Origin of the sequence: Methylophilus methylotrophus DSM 46235 = ATCC 53528, assembly GCF_000378225.1 — a bacterium.
GTDB classification, from domain to species: Bacteria; Pseudomonadota; Gammaproteobacteria; order Burkholderiales; family Methylophilaceae; genus Methylophilus; species Methylophilus methylotrophus.
This window is the reverse complement of the sequence record NZ_KB905141.1, coordinates 939,731-959,578: the sequence shown is the minus strand read 5'-3', so window position 1 is coordinate 959,578 and position 19,848 is coordinate 939,731. Positions and strand designations below refer to the sequence as shown.

The 19,848-nt window shown below is 50.6% G+C and carries 23 protein-coding genes; 15 read left to right on the top strand and 8 right to left on the bottom strand.

What is annotated here, in order from left to right; all coding sequences use genetic code 11:
• Positions 1-23: 23 nt before the first annotated feature.
• Entirely contained in the window at positions 24-230 is a 207-nt protein-coding gene (locus F463_RS0104700) for a PLDc N-terminal domain-containing protein (RefSeq protein WP_018985900.1), read from the bottom strand.
• A 132-nt stretch (positions 231-362) separates the two neighbouring features.
• On the opposite strand from F463_RS0104700, the gene rsmD reads away from it, so the two are divergent.
• Genes rsmD through F463_RS0104675 form a run of 5 tightly spaced genes read left to right on the top strand, consistent with a single transcriptional unit; the run spans position 363 to position 2,445 of the window.
• Positions 363-935: a 16S rRNA (guanine(966)-N(2))-methyltransferase RsmD gene (rsmD, locus tag F463_RS0104695; protein WP_018985899.1), complete on the top strand. Its 573-nt coding sequence runs from the start codon at positions 363-365 to the stop codon at positions 933-935.
• A 21-nt stretch (positions 936-956) separates the two neighbouring features.
• Positions 957-1,445, top strand: coding sequence for a pantetheine-phosphate adenylyltransferase (gene coaD, locus F463_RS0104690; protein WP_018985898.1), 489 nt, complete (start codon positions 957-959; stop codon positions 1,443-1,445).
• Positions 1,446-1,483: 38 nt separating this feature from the next.
• The gene (locus tag F463_RS0104685; protein WP_018985897.1) at positions 1,484-1,735 is read left to right on the top strand and encodes a YfhL family 4Fe-4S dicluster ferredoxin; all 252 of its coding nucleotides are present in this window, start codon (positions 1,484-1,486) and stop codon (positions 1,733-1,735) included.
• A gap of 46 nt (positions 1,736-1,781) precedes the next feature.
• Positions 1,782-2,189, top strand: a complete 408-nt coding sequence (gene gloA, locus F463_RS0104680) for a lactoylglutathione lyase (RefSeq protein WP_018985896.1) — start codon at positions 1,782-1,784, stop codon at positions 2,187-2,189.
• Positions 2,182-2,445, top strand: a complete 264-nt coding sequence (locus F463_RS0104675; RefSeq protein ID WP_018985895.1) for a hypothetical protein — start codon at positions 2,182-2,184, stop codon at positions 2,443-2,445. Before gloA ends, F463_RS0104675 begins: the two co-directional genes overlap by 8 nt.
• A 13-nt stretch (positions 2,446-2,458) precedes the next feature.
• Here F463_RS0104675 and F463_RS0104670 read toward each other — a convergent pair whose 3' ends face one another.
• Entirely contained in the window at positions 2,459-2,674 is a 216-nt protein-coding gene (locus tag F463_RS0104670; protein ID WP_018985894.1) for a hypothetical protein, read from the bottom strand.
• 318 nt (positions 2,675-2,992) lie between these two features.
• Between F463_RS0104670 and ppc the strand changes: the two genes are divergently transcribed.
• The gene (gene ppc, locus F463_RS0104665; protein ID WP_018985893.1) at positions 2,993-5,773 is read left to right on the top strand and encodes a phosphoenolpyruvate carboxylase; all 2,781 of its coding nucleotides are present in this window, start codon (positions 2,993-2,995) and stop codon (positions 5,771-5,773) included.
• Positions 5,774-5,848: 75 nt separating this feature from the next.
• Here the strand turns inward: ppc and F463_RS0104660 are convergent, their stop codons facing one another.
• On the bottom strand, positions 5,849-6,052 hold the full coding sequence (locus F463_RS0104660) for a CsbD family protein (RefSeq protein WP_018985892.1): 204 nt from the start codon (positions 6,050-6,052) through the stop codon (positions 5,849-5,851).
• 191 nt (positions 6,053-6,243) lie between these two features.
• On the opposite strand from F463_RS0104660, the gene F463_RS0104655 reads away from it, so the two are divergent.
• The 9 genes from F463_RS0104655 to kdsB all read left to right on the top strand — a co-directional run bounded on the left by F463_RS0104655 (position 6,244) and on the right by kdsB (position 15,649).
• A complete protein-coding gene (locus F463_RS0104655) occupies positions 6,244-7,548 on the top strand; it encodes a lipoprotein-releasing ABC transporter permease subunit (RefSeq protein ID WP_018985891.1) in 1,305 nt (434 codons plus the stop codon).
• A complete protein-coding gene (lolD, locus tag F463_RS0104650) occupies positions 7,541-8,248 on the top strand; it encodes a lipoprotein-releasing ABC transporter ATP-binding protein LolD (protein WP_018985890.1) in 708 nt (235 codons plus the stop codon). The genes F463_RS0104655 and lolD overlap by 8 nt, the downstream gene beginning before the upstream one ends.
• A 7-nt stretch (positions 8,249-8,255) precedes the next feature.
• A complete protein-coding gene (locus F463_RS0104645; protein ID WP_018985889.1) occupies positions 8,256-10,697 on the top strand; it encodes a DNA internalization-related competence protein ComEC/Rec2 in 2,442 nt (813 codons plus the stop codon).
• A 101-nt stretch (positions 10,698-10,798) separates the two neighbouring features.
• Positions 10,799-11,404 carry a MotA/TolQ/ExbB proton channel family protein gene (locus F463_RS0104640; RefSeq protein WP_018985888.1) on the top strand — a complete coding sequence of 202 codons (606 nt, stop codon included), beginning with the start codon at positions 10,799-10,801 and terminating at the stop codon, positions 11,402-11,404.
• A gap of 37 nt (positions 11,405-11,441) precedes the next feature.
• Positions 11,442-11,870 carry an ExbD/TolR family protein gene (locus F463_RS0104635; RefSeq protein ID WP_018985887.1) on the top strand — a complete coding sequence of 143 codons (429 nt, stop codon included), beginning with the start codon at positions 11,442-11,444 and terminating at the stop codon, positions 11,868-11,870.
• Between the two features lie 87 nt (positions 11,871-11,957).
• Positions 11,958-13,712: a lipid A export permease/ATP-binding protein MsbA gene (msbA, locus tag F463_RS0104630; protein ID WP_018985886.1), complete on the top strand. Its 1,755-nt coding sequence runs from the start codon at positions 11,958-11,960 to the stop codon at positions 13,710-13,712.
• Positions 13,712-14,725 carry a tetraacyldisaccharide 4'-kinase gene (gene lpxK / locus F463_RS0104625; RefSeq protein WP_018985885.1) on the top strand — a complete coding sequence of 338 codons (1,014 nt, stop codon included), beginning with the start codon at positions 13,712-13,714 and terminating at the stop codon, positions 14,723-14,725. The genes msbA and lpxK overlap by 1 nt, the downstream gene beginning before the upstream one ends.
• Position 14,726: 1 nt before the next feature.
• Complete coding sequence (locus tag F463_RS0104620; RefSeq protein ID WP_018985884.1) at positions 14,727-14,909, top strand: Trm112 family protein; 183 nt, start codon at positions 14,727-14,729, stop codon at positions 14,907-14,909.
• Positions 14,909-15,649 carry a 3-deoxy-manno-octulosonate cytidylyltransferase gene (kdsB, locus tag F463_RS0104615; protein ID WP_018985883.1) on the top strand — a complete coding sequence of 247 codons (741 nt, stop codon included), beginning with the start codon at positions 14,909-14,911 and terminating at the stop codon, positions 15,647-15,649. The genes F463_RS0104620 and kdsB overlap by 1 nt, the downstream gene beginning before the upstream one ends.
• 68 nt (positions 15,650-15,717) lie before the next feature.
• On the opposite strand, the gene F463_RS0104610 is transcribed toward kdsB, so the two are convergent.
• From F463_RS0104610 to F463_RS0104590, 5 genes are all read right to left on the bottom strand, one after another.
• On the bottom strand, positions 15,718-16,233 hold the full coding sequence (locus F463_RS0104610) for an FxDxF family PEP-CTERM protein (RefSeq protein ID WP_018985882.1): 516 nt from the start codon (positions 16,231-16,233) through the stop codon (positions 15,718-15,720).
• Between the two features lie 93 nt (positions 16,234-16,326).
• On the bottom strand, positions 16,327-16,671 hold the full coding sequence (locus F463_RS0104605; RefSeq protein WP_026295303.1) for a DMT family protein: 345 nt from the start codon (positions 16,669-16,671) through the stop codon (positions 16,327-16,329).
• A 70-nt stretch (positions 16,672-16,741) separates the two neighbouring features.
• Positions 16,742-17,080, bottom strand: a complete 339-nt coding sequence (locus F463_RS0104600) for a P-II family nitrogen regulator (RefSeq protein WP_018985880.1) — start codon at positions 17,078-17,080, stop codon at positions 16,742-16,744.
• Positions 17,081-17,147: 67 nt separating this feature from the next.
• The gene (locus F463_RS0104595) at positions 17,148-18,749 is read right to left on the bottom strand and encodes an NAD+ synthase (protein ID WP_018985879.1); all 1,602 of its coding nucleotides are present in this window, start codon (positions 18,747-18,749) and stop codon (positions 17,148-17,150) included.
• 40 nt (positions 18,750-18,789) lie between these two features.
• Positions 18,790-19,845, bottom strand: coding sequence for an ankyrin repeat domain-containing protein (locus F463_RS0104590; RefSeq protein WP_018985878.1), 1,056 nt, complete (start codon positions 19,843-19,845; stop codon positions 18,790-18,792).
• Positions 19,846-19,848: the final 3 nt, after the last annotated feature.

Genomic DNA, 19,848 nt, shown 5'->3' with positions numbered 1-19,848 from the left:
TTTATTTGGCAGTTGTGTTAATTTTAAGCCAAGGGTGAGATGCGTTTTTTGCGTGCCAGCAGGTAGTATAAAAACGCACCCAACAGGTTAAGGAAGAAAATCACCAGGAACCAGACCAGTTTGTCTTCGCTTTGGTTAGCCAGGCAATCAACCAGCATCCAAACCCAAAATAATCCTAGTGCCAGTGCAATCAGGCTACCCAGTATGCCAAACCCAAATAAAAATTCCATGCTGTTTTCCTTTCTTAAATCGCCCTGAATCATAGCACGATACGATGGGACATATTGTCATGCCGCTATGGCTCTCGCGTCTAAGCCATTTATAATCATGCTTTGTCATCGCAATTGGATTGAACGCCATTCATGAATCAAGTTCGCCTCAATGCCGGCATTTGGCGTAGCCGGGTACTCAAGTTTCCAGATGCAGAAGGCTTGCGTCCGACGGCTGACCGGGTCCGCCAGACGCTGTTCAACTGGCTAGGGCAGGATATGACCGGCAAGATATGCCTGGATTTGTTTGCCGGTACTGGGGCGCTGGGGTTTGAGGCCTTGTCACGCAATGCCAGGCAAGTGACTATGCTGGAACTGGCCAAAGCGCCTTTCCAGGCATTATTGCAAAATCAGCGTCTGCTGGGGGCAGCGCAAGCTGATATCCGCCAGGCTGATGCCTTGCAGTTCCTGGCACAAAACAGGCAGCGTTATGATGTGATTTTCTGCGACCCGCCTTACCATAAACAATGGCTGGATAAATTGCTGCCACTGCTGTCGGCTCACTTGGCAGAAGATGGTGTGCTGTATGTGGAAGCGGAATATGCGTTAAAATCTGATCCGGACTGGCAAGTGGTCAAGTCCGGCAAGGCAGGGCAGGTGTTCTATCATCTGTTGCGGCCAGAGCAAGCAAACATAACAGCGCAAGCAATGATAGACACACCTTAAAAAATATCGGGGTAAAGGTGCATGAGTAAAGTCAGAATCGCAGTGTATCCGGGCACGTTTGACCCGATCACCATGGGGCATGAGGATATTGTGCGCAGGGCCGCCAACCTCTTTGACGAGGTGATTGTGGCGGTCGCCGGAAGTACCAGTAAGCAAACCTTGTTCAGCCTGCAAGAGCGCGTGGCATTGGCGGAGTCGGTATTTGATGGCGATAATATCCGTGTCGTTGGTTTTGACGGACTGCTCATGCAGTTTGTGCAGGCACAAGGCGCGCAGATGGTGATTCGTGGCCTGCGAGCAGCGAGCGATTTTGAGTATGAGTTCCAGCTGGCAGGCATGAATCGCAAACTGTATCCCAAGCTGGAAACCCTGTTTATGACACCGGCTGAGGAGTTTATGTTTATTTCTTCCAGCCTGGTGCGTGAAGTCGCACGCCTGGGTGGTGATGTGAACCAGTTTGTCTCGCCAGGCGTCGAAGCTGCGATCAAGCAAAAACTGGCAGCGGCTTAGGCGGTTGCAATCCTGTAGAATATCCACATTTAAGAGTCATGGCTTTATTTATTACCGACGAATGTATTAACTGCGACGTGTGCGAACCCGTTTGCCCTAATGAGGCGATTTCGCAAGGCGCAGAAATTTATGAAATCAATCCGGAGTTGTGTACGGAGTGCGTCGGCCATTACGATAAACCACAGTGCCAGCAGGTGTGCCCGATCAGCTGCATTCCGCTCGACCCGGAGCGGCGCGAAACACAAGCGGAACTCATGGAAAAATATCAGCGGATCACTGCAAACAAGTAATTAAAACAATCATTAAAAAATAATTCAGATCATCAAGGAGTGAATAATGCGAGTGTTACATACCATGTTGCGCGTAGGAGATTTGCAACGATCGATTGACTTTTATACCGGTGTGCTTGGCATGAAACTCATCCGTACCCAGGATTACCCGGATGGCGAATTTACGCTGGCCTTCGTTGGTTATGGCAATGAGTATGACAATACCGTGTTGGAACTGACTTATAACTACGGCAAAACCGCTTATGACATGGGCACGGCCTATGGCCACATGGCGATAGAGGTGGATGATGCCTATAAGGCTTGTGAACTGGTGAAAGCCAAAGGAGGTAAAGTGGTGCGCGAAGCGGGACCGATGAAGCATGGCACCATTGTCATCGCATTTATTGAAGACCCTGATGGTTATAAAATCGAGTTTATCCAGAAGGGGACTATCGAGTACCCGGTGAATGTCTAACGCCAGCCATTTGTTGCAAGCGGTCACACTGGCGCAAGCTGGTGATTGGGATGCTGCCCACAACATCGCCCAGGATTATAGTGATACCACGGCGAACTGGATTCATGCCGTGCTGCACAAAATTGAAGGCGATACCTGGAACAGTCAGTACTGGTATGCCCGGACAGGTGGTCACCAGTATGAAGATTATGGTGCGGACGTCACTGTTGAACTGGCGGCCATTCAGCAGCAGCTGATCGCGGCAGATGCCAGATAACACGAAGCAACGACTATTTCTGCTCCTCGTCAGAATGACGGCTAGAGATAAAAATCCCCCATAGCGATTGAATAAAGAGTCCGATCACGGTACCGGTAAAAAACAGCAGCAGGCAGGCAATGCTGCATATCAGCAGCAGGAAAGCATCCTGCTGCCACACATGCGCTGACAACGACTGCCAGACTGTGAGGACTTGCTGTAGCCAATGATCAAGGTTAATGAGAATCATCCGCTTATTATGCCTGAGTAAAGGCATTCTGAGTCAGACTGTGCCATTCACGATTTCTACTGTCAGAAGTCATGTCGAATTTCCAAAATAATCATTTGAATTAAGTCACCCTAAATGCGTCTAGCATGAGAGGAATGCAGTTTTCTTCACGCACACGCCAGTATGTTGCAAGCTGGGCCAAATCAGTGCAGTGAGTGCACCGCTATCGATATGAGTGACCGATTGCTTTTCTCAACATCATGATTTTAAAGTAAAAAAATCCTGCTTAAAGATGGCCTGCTTGTTGCTAGAGTAAGGCTGAGCTTGAGGAGAGGCATCATGATAAAAAAACTGGCTGCCAGCGCGATGGTTTCAGCAGAGGCGCAACTGGCCGAAAATATACAGTTATTGGGTGCACTGCTGGATAAAGCAGTCTTGGATGTGGAAGGCGAAGAGGTCGCACAAAAAATTGCCGCTATCCGCCAGGCGGCGTTGCGTTTTCACCAGACGCATGATCAGCAGGCTTCTTTGGATCTCGAACAATTACTGGCCAATCTGAGTCTGGAGCATACGGTGCGTGTCGTGCGGGCACTGGCTTATTTCAAGCATCTGGCCAACTTGGCCGAAGATTTATATGGTCAGCAATTGGGGCATTGCCAGCAGAATACCCCGGCGCCCGGCATGCTGTCGTATACCCTGGCGAAAATCAAGACGGCTTTTATCCCAGCCGAAACGATTAAAGCGTTGTTAGAAAGTGCACTGATCTCGCCCGTGCTGACAGCACATCCTACCGAGGTGCAACGCAAAAGTGTGCTGGATATTGAGCGCCAGATTGCCGAACTGCTGGCCGAAAGGTCACATCTGGTGTCCGAGCGTCAATTGGCGCGCAACACCTTGTTACTGCAAGGGGCAGTCTCGGCACTATGGCAAACACGCATGATGCGTTATTCCAAGCTCAGTGTGCAAAACGAGATTGAAAATTCGCTGACTTATTATGAATCGACTTTCCTCAATGTCATCCCAGAGATATTGCAGGACATCGAGCGCGACCTGTCTGACCTGTTGCCGGATGTGACGCTACCGGGCTTTTTGCGCATGGGTAGCTGGATAGGTGGCGACCGCGATGGTAACCCGTTTGTGAACGGCACGACATTGCGGGACAGCGTGCGTTTGCAGGCCACTACTTTGTTCAGGTTTTATTTGCAGGAACTGGCAGCCCTTAAACGCGAACTGGCGGTGTCTACCCGTGTGGTCGGCGTCAGCGAGGCTGTATTGCAGATGGCCAGGACCTCGCGTGACCAATCGCAACATCGGCTAGACGAACCTTATCGCCTGGCGCTCAATGGCATCTATGACCGTGTGCTGGTCACGGCAGATCAGTTGTTGCCGGGAGAGGGCTGGGTGGTGGATGAAAGTATCGCTGCCGACCCTTATGAAAGCGCACATGACCTGCTGGAGCCATTGGAAATTATCGCTGCGTCTTTACGCGAACATCAGGGCGAATCCCTGATTTACCCGCGGCTGGGCAAGCTGATCAAGGCCATCCATAGCTTTGGTTTCCATCTGGCAACAGTGGATATCCGCCAATCATCGGATGTGCATGAAGCGGTCATCACTGAGTTATTGCATAAAGCTGGCCATGATTTTGATTATGCCGGGTTTAATGAGGACGAAAAAATCGGCGTCTTGCTCGAGGAACTCAAACAGCCGCGCCTGCTGTTTTCGCCATTCCAGCAATACTCTGAGCTGGTGCATAAGGAAATCGGCGTGCTGGTTGCAGTACGTGAAATGCGTGAGCGCTTTGGTGAGCATGCCGTGCGGCAATATATTATTTCGCATACCGAAACGCTGTCTGACCTGCTTGAAGTCGCCTTGTTACAACGCGAGGCCGGGCTGCTGCGCGGCGTGTGGGGTTCAGCCAATGTACAGGTAGATTTGCATATCGTGCCGTTGTTTGAAACCATTGCTGACTTACGTTACGCGCCCATGATTATGGGTAAATGGCTGAGCCTGCTGGGCATCCGTCATATCATCCGTTACCAGGGCAGTGAGCAGGAAATCATGCTGGGCTATTCCGACAGCAACAAGGATGGCGGATTCCTGACCTCGAACTGGGAGTTGTATAAGGCAGAAATTTCGCTTGTCGAATTATTCAATCAGGCCAACGTGAAGTTGCGCCTGTTTCATGGCCGCGGCGGCACGGTGGGTCGGGGAGGGGGGCCTACTTACCAGGCTGTGATGGCGCAACCCAAGGGAACAGTCGATGGGCAGATACGCCTGACCGAACAAGGTGAGATCATTTCTACAAGGTATGCTGACCCCGTGGTGGGCCGCCAGCATCTGGAAACACTGATTGCAGCGACGCTGGACGCCACCCTGTTTCCGTCTGACCAGTTGGAATCCTCCAAACGGCGAGCCTTCGAAAGTGTGATGGAAACATTATCAACCACGGCAATGACCAGCTACCGCAGCCTGGTATATGAAACGCCAGGGTTTGCCGAATACTTTTTTAATACTACCCCGATAGACGAAATTGCTGGCTTGAACCTGGGCAGCCGCCCGGCTGCGCGTAAATCCACGCGGCGCATTGAGGACTTGCGAGCGATTCCCTGGGGATTTTCCTGGGGACAATGCCGCTTGTTATTGCCGGGCTGGTATGGGCTGGGTAGTGCAATACAGCATTTTTTGCAGCAGGATCCTGCTTTGAAAGACGTGCGCCTGGCGATGCTGCATGACATGCAGGCACACTGGCCGCTGTTCAATACGCTGATCAATAATGTGGACATGGTGCTGGCCAAGACTGACCTGATCGTGGCGCGACACTATGCACATTTGCTGGAAGACCGCGAGCTGCGTGAAGAGATTTTCAGCCGCATAGAACATGAGCACAAATTGACCACGGATGCCATTAACCTGTTATTGGGCACCACGCAGCGTTTGGCCACCCAACCCGTGATTGCAAAATCCATCCGCGACCGGCTGCCTTACCTCGATCCTTTAAATCATTTGCAAGTAGAAATGATTCAACGATATCGCAAGGGCGAAACGGATGAAAAACTGAAATGGGCTATCCCGTTAACCATTAATGGCATTGCGACCAGTTTGCGTAACACCGGTTAATGCGTATGCCTTTCTATTAAGGCTCATTAAAAAAGGACAAGCCGCGCTTGTCCTTTTTTTATTCACAGAGCAAAATTAGTGTCTGTGTTTGCTTTCCCAGGCGTCGATTTGTTTTTCGGCTTCATCTTTAGTGATGCCATAGCGCTCCTGGATTTTACCGGCAACCTGGTCTCGTTTGCCTTCGATCACATCCAGATCATCGTTGGTTAACTTGCCCCATTGCTCCTGGACTTTTCCTTTGAGTTGTTTCCAGTTACCTTCGAAGATGTCTTTATTCATGTCGAGTTCTCCTCAATTGATTTAAGTAATCAGGTCACTGACCTTGTGTTGCATCATAAAGAGAAATGGCGGGGGATTCAGTCGGCCATTGGACTAACTTTGGGTCAGATTAGGCTGACAACCAGGAATTGTTGAAGTGATTTACCCAGGTCCGGTTCCGCATTCATATTAAAAGCTGTTAAGATTCCGGCATGAAAAATACTCTTTCTGCGTTGGCTAAATCGCTGGTGCAACGTTTACCGTATGAATGCTGGATAGGCTGGCGCTATACACGCGCTAAGCGCAACAACCATTTTATTTCGTTTATTTCACTGACCAGCATGGTAGGCATTGCGCTGGGTGTGATGGCATTGATTGTCGTCCTCTCGGTCATGAATGGTTTTCAGGATGAGTTGCGTAAACGTATTCTGGGCGTGGCCTCACATATCGAAGTGCGCAGTTTTGATATGGGGCTTGCTGACTGGCAAGGCTTGCAACAGCAGATTGAGTCGATTCCATCCAAGGCAGTTTCCAGCCCGATTGAAGGAGTGGCACCATACATCATGGCGCAAGGCATGTTGACGCATGACCAAGCTGTACAAGGCGTGCTGATCCGGGGGGTATTACCTGGTGAGGAGGGCAAGGTCTCTGAGCTTTCCAGCCAGATGAAACTGGGCCAGCTGAAGGATTTGCAGTCCGGGCAGTTCAATATCGTGCTGGGATCAGACCTGGCTATGGCACTCGGCGTGCACCTTGGCGAGAAAGTCGTACTCATGGCTCCGCAAGGGCAAGTGACCCCCGCCGGACTGGTGCCGCGCATCAAGCAATTTACCGTGGCGGGTATTTTCCAGGTTGGCATGTATGAATACGATGCCGGGCTGGCACTGATCCATCTCGATGATGCCGCCAAACTCTATCGCCTGGGTAACCAGGTGTCCGGTCTACGGCTGAAACTGGCAGACCTGTTTATGGCGGACCGCGTGAGCCGTGAGTTGATAGAGGCATTAGGGCCTAACTATTACATTACCGACTGGACCCAGCAACATGCCAATTTCTTTAAGGCAATTCAGCTTGAAAAACGCGTGATGTTTATTATCCTGGCGCTGATTGTAGCCGTGGCGGCTTTCAATATTGTGTCTACGCTGGTGATGGCGGTGACGGACAAGCGTGCGGATATTGCCATTTTACGCACCATGGGCGCGACGCCGCAGGCGATCCGCAAAATGTTTGTGGTACAGGGCGCCATGATAGGCATCATAGGCACCGTTTCCGGCGCGGTGTTAGGTGTGATCCTGGCTTTGAACATAGAAACCGTGGTGCCGTGGATAGAGCGCACCTTTAATGTACAGTTTTTATCCAAAGATGTTTATTACATCAGCGATTTACCTTCCAAACTCATGTGGTCAGATGTGACGGCGATTGTGGGTTTGTCTATTTTATTAAGCTTGGTGGCTACTTTGTACCCAAGTGCACGCGCAGCCAGCATGAATCCCGCGGAGGCCTTGCGTTATGAGTGATTGGATATTGCAATGCCAGGGCCTGGCAAAAACCTATGAGGGTTTGGATACCTCGGTGTTAACAGCTGTAGATTTGCAGTTGGCGGCGGGCGAGCATGTGGCGATTGTCGGGGCTTCTGGCAGTGGGAAAAGTACTTTACTCCACTTGCTGGGGGGGCTGGATGCGCCTACCCGAGGCGAAGTGCAGTGGCTGGGTAAACCACTGGCTAGCATGTCTGAGCGGGACAAGAGTGCGATGCGCAACCAGTATTTGGGTTTTGTTTACCAGTTTCACCATTTGCTGCCCGAGTTTAGCGCACTGGAAAATGTGGCCATGCCTTTATTGATACGCCGTATGCCTCGTAGTGAAGCGCTGGCGCAAGCTGAACATTATTTGTCGCAAGTAGGCCTGTCGCATCGACTGGAGCATACGCCGGGTGAACTCTCTGGCGGCGAACGGCAACGCGCAGCCTTGGCACGAGCTTTGGTGACCCAGCCACGCTGTGTGCTGGCAGACGAGCCTACCGGTAACTTGGACCGGCAAACGGCAGAGCAGGTGTTTGAGCTGTTGTTGAATATTCAGTCCCAGCATGCCACGGCATTGGTGGTGGTCACGCATGACTTGTCACTGGCTGCTCGCATGCATAGACAGTATCACTTAAAAGATGGCAGCTTGCAGGCCATAGAGTCCACCACAACGCAGGGGCAACTCGCCGGTTAAATAATCTATGCTGCCGGGCGCCACAGTCGGATTACTGTTTGGGGTTTGGCTGTTTCAGCAACAACCACGTCTATGGTCACTGACAATTTGGGCAGCCTGGTTTGCTGCCCTGGCGCTGCTTGGCTTGTTGAGACACATCGGCACCATAGCTGGTTTTTCTTTATCTCACCGCTACCACGCCCTGTTACGCAAGGCTTGGATAATCGTGTTGATTGCGGCCTTGGGGTTTGCCTGGGCGCAGGCCAGAGCCTGGTGGCGGTTGCAAGAAGCTTTGCCCGCCGCTTGTGAGCAGCAGGTGATTTCTGTACAAGGCGTGATCGTCAGTGTGCCTGAGCGCGATGCGCGCGGACAGCATGTGGATTTCGCGATTGAGCGCAGTTTTAATCCAGTGTGTCCGATCCCTGCGAGAGTGCGGCTTCATCTTTATGAGCAGGCTTATCATGGAAAACACTCTCAAGATAAAGCAGTTCAAGGTGAGTCTGAAGCAAAGTCTTCAGCGCAGCCACGATTGCAGGCTGGAGAGCGCTGGCAATTTAGTGTCAAACTTAAGCGACCGCACGCGACACGTAATCCACACGGGTTCGATTATGCGGCCTGGTGCCTGGCGAATAAGATCGGGGCAAGTGGCTCTATTGTCAGCAAAGCCCCCATGCAAAGAATAAGCTCACTGGCCTGGCAGCCGGCCGCACTCATTGCACACTGGCGATCTCAGGTGGGTGAGCGTATTCAACATGTATTGGGCACCACGCCATCCAGCGCAGTACTGCGCGCATTAGTTATCGGTGATGACAGCCAGATTGCGCCTCCAGACTGGCAGTTGTTTGTAGATACCGGCATCAACCACCTGGTCTCGATATCTGGCTTGCACATCACTATGCTGGCTTCATTGGGCTATTTATGTACAGGCTGGCTATGGCGTCTGCGACCACGTCTGGCTTTATATTTGCCCTCCACCCTGGCTGCCAGTGCAGGTGGGGCAATGGTTGCAATTGCCTACTCTGCATTGGCTGGTTTTTCCATTCCCACCCAGCGTACGCTTTATATGTTGCTGACGGTCTTGGCGATGTTGAGTCTCAAGCAGCGTTTCCCATTTTCATGGATACTGAGTGTTGCCATGTGGATAGTCTTACTGCTTGATCCCTGGGCGGTACTGGCCCCAGGCTTCTGGTTGTCATTTGGGGCCGTGGCGATCCTGGCATTTGCCATGGGTGGCCGTTTGCAGGCAGCCCCTGGATGGCAAAATGCCATGCATACCCAATGGGCAGTGACCCTGGCTTTTGTGCCAGTGGTCATCATGTTTTTCAATCAATTGTCATTGGTTTCACCGTTGGCAAATGCATTGGCGATTCCCATGGTCAGCCTGGCAGTGGTGCCCTTGGCCATTGCGGGTGCCTTGTTGCCTGTTGACTTACTGTTACAGCTGGCGGCGGGAATATGGGAAGCCTGTGCACATGCCTTGCAGTGGTTGCGTCAATGGCCATGGGCTGTCAGCTATTTGGCAACGCCACCTCTATGGGCATGGTTGATTGCCTTGCTGGGAACACTGGTATGGCTGATGCCCCGCGGCTGGCCGTTGCGTTGGGCTGGTTTGCTGTTGTGGCTGCCATTGTGTGTATCCAGGTTGCCCGACTTGCAACCGGGGCAGATGCGGGTGACCGTCATTGATGTTGGGCAGGGTTTAAGTGTACTGGTGCAAACAGCGCAACATGCCATGTTGTATGATGCTGGGCCTGTATACCATGAACAAAGCGATGCCGGCCAGCGTATTGTCTTGCCTTATTTGCGGCATTTGGGGTTAAAGAAGCTGGATATTGTCGTGATCTCCCATGATGATAATGATCATGTCGGGGGTATGGCCTCAGTGCTGGCTGGCGTGACTACCGGCAAGATACTGAGTTCATTAACAGCGGAGGCTAAATTTTTTGGGCAATTACAGTCTTTACCGAATGCAGCTGCCGTTCGGCGCCAGGCCTGTCAGGCTGGCCAAGTGTGGGGATGGGACGGCGTGACTTTTCGCGTCATTTACCCAGGCCAGTCATTACCGGCAGGCATCAAGGATAATGACAAAAGCTGTGTGATTCAGATCGTATCGGCTCATGGCAGCCTGTTGCTGACTGGCGATATCGAGCAGCTTGCTGAGCAGGCCTTGCTGGCATCTTCAGTTGCCGGCCTGGCCTCGGATGTGATGACTATGCCGCATCACGGCAGTAAAACCTCATCCAGTCTGGCATTTGTCCAAGCCGTGCAACCTGACATCGCGATTGCAACGGTGGGTTACCTGAACCGATTTGGCCATCCCAAGCCAGCAGTGATGGCGCGTTACGAAGCGCTGGGCAGCGAGGTGTTGCGTTCGGACAAGGATGGTGCCGTCCTGCTGGATTATACGCAGGGCCAGCGACCACATGTTGCTCGCTGGCGGGCGATTGAGCCACATTATTGGGAGCAGTAAACAATGGCAATTGTAACCTGACGGATACCGCGCAAAACTTGCCCTAAGGGCTGGTTAACGCTAAAGTAGCGGAAGTTTAAAAAACAACTGGAGTATTTGCTGTGTGGGAAATTATTTTAGCGGCCGGCTGGCCTATCTGGCCTCTGATTATTGCCTCCGTGATTTCTTTGGCGATTATTGTTGAACGGTTCTGGGCATTGAGAGCCTCAGTGGTGACGCCTGAGCAACTGCTGCCAGAAGTGCAAAACTGGTTAAAGCAAGGCGGTGTGACCCGTGAAACCTTGAGTCGTCTTGAGGCGCATTCTTTACTGGGTAAGGTATTTGCCAGTGCCCTGACTAACATGAACAACTCTCGTGAGGTGACCAAGGAGGCGATTGAAGAAACCGGCCGTGCCGTGGCACACAAACTGGAGCAATATCTGCCTACATTGGGTACGATTGCAACTGTTTCACCGTTGTTGGGTTTGCTGGGTACCGTGATCGGTATGGTGGAACTGTTTGGTTCTTTCACCAACAGTGGCCATGATGTTGCGCAATTTGCCCGCGGCATCTCGGTGGCCCTCTACAACACGGCGGCTGGTATTGTGGTTGCAGTGCCCTCAATGATTGCCTACCGTTATTTCAAAAGTAAGGTGGACGGTTTTCTGGTAGACATGGAGCAACAAGCCATCAAGCTGGTAGAAATCATTCACGGCGACCGCGGATAAGTAATCATTATTTGCGACAGGATATAAAGGCAGTCTCATGAATTTTAAACGTGGTAGCCACGACGAGGAACTGGAAATCAACTTTATCCCGTTGATTGACGTGTTGCTGGTGATTATTATTTTTCTTATCGTCAGTGCGACTTTTTCACGGACCAGCGAGTTGCAGATCAATCTGCCGACTGCAGATGCCAATGCGCCACAAGAAAAACCGCTGACGATTACAGTAGAGGTGGACGCCAGTGGCCGTTACCTTGTTAACGGTAAAGAGGCGAATGGGGCGGTGGTTGCTGATTTGTCAGCGGCACTGACACAAGCCGGTGCAGAAGGCCCAACTGGCAAGGAGCCAACCATTATTATCAATGCCGATGCCAAAGCCACACACCAATCGGTCGTCAATATCATGGAAGCTGCACGCATGGCGAATTACACACATATCACTTTTGCAACGCAGGTGAATTCCCGCTAATGCATTGTTTAAAATCAGGCTGCATTGAGCCTTACCAAGCCCGCCACATTTGGCGGGCTGTTTGTTTCAGTTGGGCCGAGGAAGCCAATGGCGCGAAAAAACAATTCTGACACTCTCATTACCACCGCTCCCAAGCTGTTGTATAAGCGGCTATTTGCTTATGCTTGGCAGTATAAGTTGCACTTTGCACTTTCCATTTTTGCAACAGCTGTCCTTTCATTCAGTAATACGGCTTTTCTCGCACTCATCAAGAAGGTCACTGATGAAGGGTTTGTACAACAGTCCGCTCAACAGGTTTATATCCTGCCCTTGATGTTATTTGGGCTGATGACTCTGCGTGCAATGGCTGGTTTTTTCTCAAGTTACAGTCTTCGCATTGTGGCTCGACGGGTGGTTGAAACCATGCGCAAGCAGGTGTTTGCAAAGCTGATGATGTTACCTGTTAGCTTTTTTGATGCTAACTCCAATGGCTATTTAGTTTCAAAAATGACTTATGATATTGAGCGCTTATCGAATGTTGTCACTCGCTCTGCCCTCAATGTATTGCGTGATGTGTTGACGGTGATTGGCTTGATAGCCTACATGCTTTATCTTGATTGGCGATTGACGCTGGTGTTTGCTGCCGTCACACCATTAATGGGCATGTATTTGGGGCGAACAACCCCCAAGTTGCGTGCAAATGCCAAAAAAGTACAGCAAGCCGTTGGTGAGATTACCAAAACGGCAGAAGAGGCGATTGCCGCGCAGCGTATCGTCAAGATTTTCGGTGCGCAAAACTTTGAGAATCAACGCTTTGGTGAGGTTGTCTCCCGCAATAGGCAGCTTGAGTTAAGAACTGCCAGAATCTCCGGCTTGAACAGTTTTGTGATTGAAGTGTTATCTGCGATTGCATTGGGTCTGGTGGTTTTCTATGCACTGGGCCAGTTCACGGTGGGGGAGTTTGCAGCATTTGTGGGCGCCTTGATGATGCTGATCGCGCCTGTGAAACATATCACTGCGGCCAATGAAGACCTGCAGACAGGGTTAGCGGCCGCCCAAAGTGTATTTGATGTGCTGGATATGCAAAACGAAGATAACCGTGGCAGTTATCGTAGCGACAGGGTTCAGGGAAATCTTCGTTTCGAAAATGTCACTGTTCGTTATCCTCAAGCAAAAAAAGATGCATTGTCTTCACTGAGCTTCGAAATTAAAGCGGGTGAGAAAGTGGCATTGGTCGGCCGTTCAGGCAGCGGTAAAACGACGCTGGTAAATCTGCTACCACGCTTTTATGAGTCGCAACACGGTGCAGTCATATTAGATGGTATTGATGTTAAAAATTACGATCTCGAGAACTTGAGGTCACAATTTGCGTTGGTCAGCCAGGATATCGTGTTGTTCAACGATACCATTTTCAACAATATTGCCTATGGTGCCTTGCGGGAGGCCAGTGAGTTGGAGGTCATTGAGGCTGCCAAGGCGGCGAATGCCTGGGAGTTTATCCAGCAAATGCCACAAGGATTGCAAAGTGAGATTGGTGACCGCGGTGTGCGCTTGTCTGGCGGTCAGCGCCAGCGTATTGCCATTGCACGCGCCATTTTGAAAAATGCACCTGTGTTGTTACTCGATGAGGCCACCTCTGCGCTGGATAGTGAATCAGAATTGCATGTACAAATGGCACTGGACCGCCTCATGCGGGATCGCACAACCATTGTGATTGCACACCGGTTGAGTACGGTTGAAAACGCCGATAGGATTTTTGTCATGGACCACGGCAAGATCATAGAAACTGGCTCGCACCAGGCACTGCTGGCTGAGAATGGTTATTACAGCCGGCTGTATCATAAACAGTTTCAAGATGACTGATGTTGCGGCGATGGTTTGAACGACAGTGGCAAACAACAGGCTGGGCACAAAGCCTATTATTCCCTTTGTCCTGGTTGTTTGCCTTGCTGGCAGCAGTGAGACGCTGGAGCTACAAGGCTGGCCTGCTTTCGAGCCAGGCCTTGCCAGTGTCCGTGATTGTTGTGGGTAACCTTTCCGTAGGTGGTGTTGGTAAAACCCCACTGGTCATTTACCTGGCTCAGCAATTAAAAGCAGTAGGCTACACTCCTGGTATTTTAAGTAGAGGCTACGGAGGAAAATATACCGGAGAAGTCATGCCAGATAGTCGGCCAGAATTGTTTGGCGACGAACCGGTATTAATCGCCAGGCGCAGTGGCTGCCCTGTTTGGGTAGATGCTTCAAGGGTGGCAGGCGGGTCAGCGTTAATAAAGGTGTATCCTGAGGTCAATGTATTGATTTGCGACGATGGTCTGCAACATTATGCTTTGCAGCGTGATATCGAAATCGCTGTCGTACAACGACCATTAGGGCTGGGTAATGGCAGGTTGTTACCTGCCGGACCATTACGTGAGCCAATTGGCCGCTTACAGCAGGTGGATATCGTGGTGGAAAGCGGTCAGTTACCGGTAGCGCCATCGCATACTGTGAGTTACCAGCTCAATTTGCGCCCGGATACCTGGACCTCTGTGACTGACTTTAAGAGTGAAACATCTACTGAAGTATTGCGTGGTCAACCTTTGGTGGCCATGGCAGGCATAGGGCATCCACAGCGGTTTTTCGACGTATTGGAGGGCATGGGCTTGCAGGTAGAGCAACGGCCACAGGCCGACCATTATGCTTACACGCAGGCTGATTTTGCTTCACTGCATGGAAAAACCATACTGATGACTGAGAAAGATGCCGTAAAATGTCAGCATCTTCGATTAGACAACGCCTGGTTTTTGCGTGTGAGCGCTGAGCTTCAGTCCGTGGGCCATGATACGCCCCTGATAGCACATGTCACAGGCTTGTTGCAACAACGCAAAGGAAGTTAACATGAATCCTAAATTACTGGAAATTCTGGTGTGTCCGGTGACCAAAGGGCCGCTGGTATACGATAAGCAAAAGCAGGAACTGGTATCAAAAGCCGCACGCCTGGCTTATCCGGTACGGGACGGTATCCCTGTCATGCTGGAAGATGAAGCACGCCGACTTGAAGAACATGAATACAGTGAGTAATGATGTTTAAAGTGGTTGTCCCCGCCCGTTTTGCCAGTACCCGTTTGCCGGGTAAACCGTTACTGGATATTGCCGGCAAACCCATGGTGATCCGCGTGGCTGAACAGGCTGCAAAAAGTCAGGCGAATGAAGTGGTGATTGCAACTGATCATGAAGGTATCATGCAGGCAGCTCAGTCTTATGGTGTTGCTAGTGTCAGGACGCGGACGGACCATGTCTCTGGTACCGATCGTATTGCTGAAGTGGTTGAGAAAATGGCTTGGCCAGATGACATGATCGTGGTGAATGTGCAAGGAGATGAACCGTTAATTGATCCGGTATTGATTAATGACGTTGCACAGACCCTCGCACATGATGCACAAGCGGTCATGTCTACTGCCTGTCATCCCTTGCATGAAAGCGAAACATTCGATAATCCCAATGTGGTCAAGGTAGTTCTGAATGCCAAACACCAGGCAATGTATTTCAGTCGTGCACCCATTCCTTTTCCCCGTGATGCAGAGCATCGCCACGCTATCGCTGCCTACCGTCATATTGGGATTTATGCTTATCGTGTCGGTTTTCTCAAGCAATATGCCAGTTTGCCGGTCACTGAATTAGAAAAGATTGAAAGCCTGGAACAATTAAGGGTGCTATATCACGGTTATCAAATTGCGGTGACAATGACGGCACATGCACCAGCCAGCGGTGTAGATACTGCTGAGGATTTAGACTTGGTGCGGAAAGTGTTTGCCGGATAGAGTTCTCAACAGAAATAAAAAGCCTCGCAAATAGCGAGGCTTTTTATTGCATCTAAACAGATGACTGGTTAGCTGTTTTTCTGGCGACGGAAAGCAATCACGCCCATCAAAGCCAAGCCTGCGAACATCATGCCGTAAGTTTCTGGTTCTGGTACAGGTACAGTAATTGGGCTGATAGTGTAGCTGCCTGTGTAATGACCACCTTCGTTAAGACCCAAAATTCCAGTCAAATTGAATTGCAATGTGTAACTGCCAGCTTCTAAATTAAACACGCTAAATGTATAGCGAGTCAGGTCAAATTGGCTCAGTGGCAGAATAATTGGCGCATATTCAAATGTCGCGTTTGAGTTGCTGATGATAGTAAGGCCTTGGTACAAACCTGAGTTAGTGTCTGCTAGAAATTTAGCGTTTGGGTCAAGTATCCCTGTTAAATCAAAATCAACAGCAGACGTAATTGTGATTTTAGCCGTTCTTGCGGGTGATGTACCAGGTAAGTCGTTGCCGCTAAATGTCGTAGTTGTGGAGGTAGCAAAAGCAGAGCTGCTGGCAAGTAATGAAGCTGCAATCAAAAGTTTTTTCAGCATAATTTTCCCCAATTGGTATTTATTAAAGTGTTAACTCGGGTGCAATTATGGCTATTGTGAGGCATCCGGGAAATGGCCCATTAGGGCTAGTCATTAGGCCCTGAAGATAAAGTAAACAGCTCCCATCATGCACAGGCCTGCCCATAGATAGTCCCATTTCAAGGGTTGGTGCATGTACATCAGGGCGAATGGCACAAACATCACTAAGGTAATAACTTCTTGCAAAATCTTGAGTTGGGCCAGATTGAGCTGTGTAAAACCAATGCGGTTAGCGGGGACCTGCAGGCAATATTCAATCAGGGCAATACCCCAGCTGGCAATAATGGCAATCCATAAGGGTCTGTGATGCAGATCGCGCAGATGACCATACCAGGCAAACAGCATAAACAGGTTGGCTGCGGCTAATAACAGGACGGTTTTAATCAGTGTAAGGGACATGCTGAGGTCATCAAAAAGAAAAACGGGTGGCGCGTCTTCAGCAGCCACCCGGATATATCAAACATTATATTTAAATGGCTGCTTCGCCGGTTTCGCCAGTTCTGATACGAATGACTTGTTCGACAGAGGTCACAAAAATCTTGCCATCACCAATTTTGCCAGTATGTGCTGCTTTAATAATCGCTTCGATTGCACTATCTACCATGTCAGAAGCCAGAATGACTTCAATTTTGATTTTTGGCAGGAAGTCCACCACATATTCTGCTCCACGATATAGCTCGGTGTGGCCTTTTTGACGACCAAACCCTTTGACCTCAGTCACGGTCAGCCCATTCACGCCGATGGCGGACAGCGCTTCACGGACTTCATCCAGTTTAAAGGGTTTAATGACGGCTTCTACTTTTTTCATATACGCTCCGTGGATAAGACTTTGTCTACATTTTACGCAAGCAAGGCTTTTTATTCAAATGTCGCTTTTAAAATGTTAGGTTGCAGGTAATCGGGTAGCGGCGGTCTTTGCCAAACCCGCGCTCAGTGATGCGCACGCCTACTGCTGCCTGCCTGCGCTTGTATTCGTTGCGGTCTATCAGGCGCGTAACGCGCTGGACGTCAGCACGGGAATAGCCAAGTTGGATAATCGCGTCAATGCTGAGATCTTTTTCAACATACGCTTCCATGATTGCGTCCAGGATTTCATAGGCTGGCAGGCTGTCCTGGTCAGTCTGGTTGGCACGTAATTCGGCGCTGGGTGCGCGGGTGATGATTCTTTCCGGGATCACAGGGCTGATTTGGTTACGATAGGCAGCCAGGCGGTAAACCAGTGTTTTAGGGACATCTTTAATCAGCGCAAAACCACCGGCCATATCACCATACAGGGTACTGTAGCCGACAGCAGTTTCTGATTTGTTACCGGTCGTGATGACCAGACTGCCAAACTTGTTACTAATCGCCATCAACAGCATGCCGCGGATGCGTGCCTGCAAGTTTTCTTCGGTGGTATCAAACGATTTGCCAGCAAACTCGCCAGCCAGCGTGTCACAAAAGCCATCAAATAATGGCTTGATCGGCAGGACGCTGTATTCGACATCGATAACGCGAGCCATTTCAGCTGCATCATCGATACTGATGCCGGCTGTAAATTCCGAAGGCATCATGACGGCCTTGACACGCTCTTTGCCCAATGCGTCCACTGCGATTGCCAGTGTCAGTGCTGAATCTATGCCACCAGAAAGGCCTAACACCACGCCGGGAAACTTGTTCTTGTTGACATAGTCCTGCAAGCCCAGTCGCAGGGCTTTATATACGGCAGCCTCGATGGGCAGCGGCGCCGCAATGTCAGCTGGCAGGGGTTGCGTACCTGCTATGTCAAAATAACCCAGCTGCTCTTCAAACATGGGCAGTTCGTGCATCAACTCACCCTGGCTATTCATACTGAATGAAGCACCATCAAATACCAGTTCGTCCTGGCCGCCCACCATATTGGCATACACCATCGCTAACCCGGTTTCCTTGATGCGATCACGCAGCACCTGATAACGCGTCTGCTGTTTATGCATATGGTATGGCGAAGCATTGATGGTTAGCAGTACTTGAGCGTTCGCTTGCAGCGCTTGCAAGGCTGGCCCCGGTTCCCAACTGTCGGCACAAATCAGTATGCCATAACGCACCCCCTGCCATTCAAACATTACAGGTAGGTCACCAGCCTCAAAATAACGCTCTTCATCAAACACACTATAGTTAGGCAGGTGATGTTTGTGGTAGGTTGCTTGGATTCTGCCAGAATGAATCACAGAAGCCGCGTTGTACAGTTTGTTTCCGGCTTTGTGTGGGTGACCTATGATCACAGCCATCGCGGGGGGTAAGTATTGCTCCAGCCATTGCAATGCACGCTGGTTCGCGTCATGAAAGTCCTGCCTGAACAACAGGTCTTCAGGCGGGTAGCCGCACAAGGAGAGCTCAGGAGTGAGCAGCAACTGTGCACCAGACTGATAGGCCTGATTGGCCAGTGATAGGATATGTTCTGCATTTTTCTGCATGGCACCGACCATGCAGTTCATTTGCGCAATTGCAAGTTTCATGGTGTTCTAATATGGTGCCCTAATTAAATGCTGATGAGGCTTAGTACTTTCCGCCAGCCGCCTTGATCAACTCTACCATGGCAGGATTTTGGCCTTTGAGTGCGTATACATACGCGGTTAAGCCATATTGATCACGGGTTTTGACATTGGCCCCATGTTCCAACAGCAGGCCCGCCATTTCCGGGGCGTTGTTGCTGACAGCCATGTGTAGCAACGGCGTGCCCTCACTGTCTTTATGATTGACATCGGCCTTGTGTTCCAACAGAGCTTTGGCGACTTCGACCTGGTTTTTCTCAACCGCCCAGGTGAGCGCCGTCCATTCATGCTCGTCTTCTTCATCCACTTTGGCGCCGTGTTCCACCAGATAGACCGCAGCCGGAGTATGGCCTTCTCTGGCGGCAATCATCAGTGCCGTGGTGCCCAGTTTGTCTTTCAGGTTGGCATCTGCACCATGTGTGAGTATCGTGGTGATGGTAGGCACATCCCCACTTTTTGCGGCGTACATCAGTACCGTTTTACCATCGGAAGAGCGTACATTAGCATCAAACCCACGCGCAATGACCAGACCGACCACTTCGCTGTATCCTGAAGTGGCGGCAAGTCCCAGTGCGCTCCAGCCCGCAGGGTCTCGCACTTTTACGTCTGCGCCTTTTTCGAGCAAGACTTTCACGGCATCAAGATTGTTTTTCTTGGCCGCAAACATCAGTGCAGTCCAGCCGCCCTGATCCTTGGCGTTGATATCAGCTCCGTGTGTCAGTAACTCACGGATGACCTCGGCCTGATTTTTGCGAGCCGCATACATAATCGGGGTGATTTTTTCGGTATCGGTCACGTTAGGGTTGGCACCACTTTTAAGCAATGCGCGGACAGTGGCAATATCGCCTTTGGAAGCGGCAATCAGCAGATAAGAAACGTCGGCACTGGTGTCAAGCGGGGGCACCTCCATCGCTGATTTGTCTATGATCGGACTGTCAGGCGCTGGTTTGCTTTTGTTTTTGCTGGCAGCATGAGCACTCAGGCAAAACCCCATTAACAGCATGCTACCGCACAGCAACAGGCTGAGCCGGTATGTCATCGTCTGGGGAATATGCTTCATGCT

Excerpts from the sequence above, each read along its gene's own strand:
- F463_RS0104700 (WP_018985900.1), bottom strand. The coding sequence starts at position 230 with ATGGAATTTTTATTTGGGTTTGGCATACTGGGTAGCCTGATTGCACTG.
- rsmD (WP_018985899.1), top strand. The coding sequence starts at position 363 with ATGAATCAAGTTCGCCTCAATGCCGGCATTTGGCGTAGCCGGGTACTC.
- coaD (WP_018985898.1), top strand. The coding sequence starts at position 957 with ATGAGTAAAGTCAGAATCGCAGTGTATCCGGGCACGTTTGACCCGATC.
- F463_RS0104685 (WP_018985897.1), top strand. The coding sequence starts at position 1,484 with ATGGCTTTATTTATTACCGACGAATGTATTAACTGCGACGTGTGCGAA.
- gloA (WP_018985896.1), top strand. The coding sequence starts at position 1,782 with ATGCGAGTGTTACATACCATGTTGCGCGTAGGAGATTTGCAACGATCG.
- F463_RS0104675 (WP_018985895.1), top strand. The coding sequence starts at position 2,182 with ATGTCTAACGCCAGCCATTTGTTGCAAGCGGTCACACTGGCGCAAGCT.
- F463_RS0104670 (WP_018985894.1), bottom strand. The coding sequence starts at position 2,674 with ATGATTCTCATTAACCTTGATCATTGGCTACAGCAAGTCCTCACAGTC.
- ppc (WP_018985893.1), top strand. The coding sequence starts at position 2,993 with ATGATAAAAAAACTGGCTGCCAGCGCGATGGTTTCAGCAGAGGCGCAA.
- F463_RS0104660 (WP_018985892.1), bottom strand. The coding sequence starts at position 6,052 with ATGAATAAAGACATCTTCGAAGGTAACTGGAAACAACTCAAAGGAAAA.
- F463_RS0104655 (WP_018985891.1), top strand. The coding sequence starts at position 6,244 with ATGAAAAATACTCTTTCTGCGTTGGCTAAATCGCTGGTGCAACGTTTA.
- lolD (WP_018985890.1), top strand. The coding sequence starts at position 7,541 with ATGAGTGATTGGATATTGCAATGCCAGGGCCTGGCAAAAACCTATGAG.
- F463_RS0104645 (WP_018985889.1), top strand. The coding sequence starts at position 8,256 with ATGCTGCCGGGCGCCACAGTCGGATTACTGTTTGGGGTTTGGCTGTTT.
- F463_RS0104635 (WP_018985887.1), top strand. The coding sequence starts at position 11,442 with ATGAATTTTAAACGTGGTAGCCACGACGAGGAACTGGAAATCAACTTT.
- msbA (WP_018985886.1), top strand. The coding sequence starts at position 11,958 with ATGGCGCGAAAAAACAATTCTGACACTCTCATTACCACCGCTCCCAAG.
- lpxK (WP_018985885.1), top strand. The coding sequence starts at position 13,712 with ATGTTGCGGCGATGGTTTGAACGACAGTGGCAAACAACAGGCTGGGCA.
- F463_RS0104620 (WP_018985884.1), top strand. The coding sequence starts at position 14,727 with ATGAATCCTAAATTACTGGAAATTCTGGTGTGTCCGGTGACCAAAGGG.
- kdsB (WP_018985883.1), top strand. The coding sequence starts at position 14,909 with ATGATGTTTAAAGTGGTTGTCCCCGCCCGTTTTGCCAGTACCCGTTTG.
- F463_RS0104610 (WP_018985882.1), bottom strand. The coding sequence starts at position 16,233 with ATGCTGAAAAAACTTTTGATTGCAGCTTCATTACTTGCCAGCAGCTCT.
- F463_RS0104605 (WP_026295303.1), bottom strand. The coding sequence starts at position 16,671 with ATGTCCCTTACACTGATTAAAACCGTCCTGTTATTAGCCGCAGCCAAC.
- F463_RS0104600 (WP_018985880.1), bottom strand. The coding sequence starts at position 17,080 with ATGAAAAAAGTAGAAGCCGTCATTAAACCCTTTAAACTGGATGAAGTC.
- F463_RS0104595 (WP_018985879.1), bottom strand. The coding sequence starts at position 18,749 with ATGAAACTTGCAATTGCGCAAATGAACTGCATGGTCGGTGCCATGCAG.
- F463_RS0104590 (WP_018985878.1), bottom strand. The coding sequence starts at position 19,845 with ATGAAGCATATTCCCCAGACGATGACATACCGGCTCAGCCTGTTGCTG.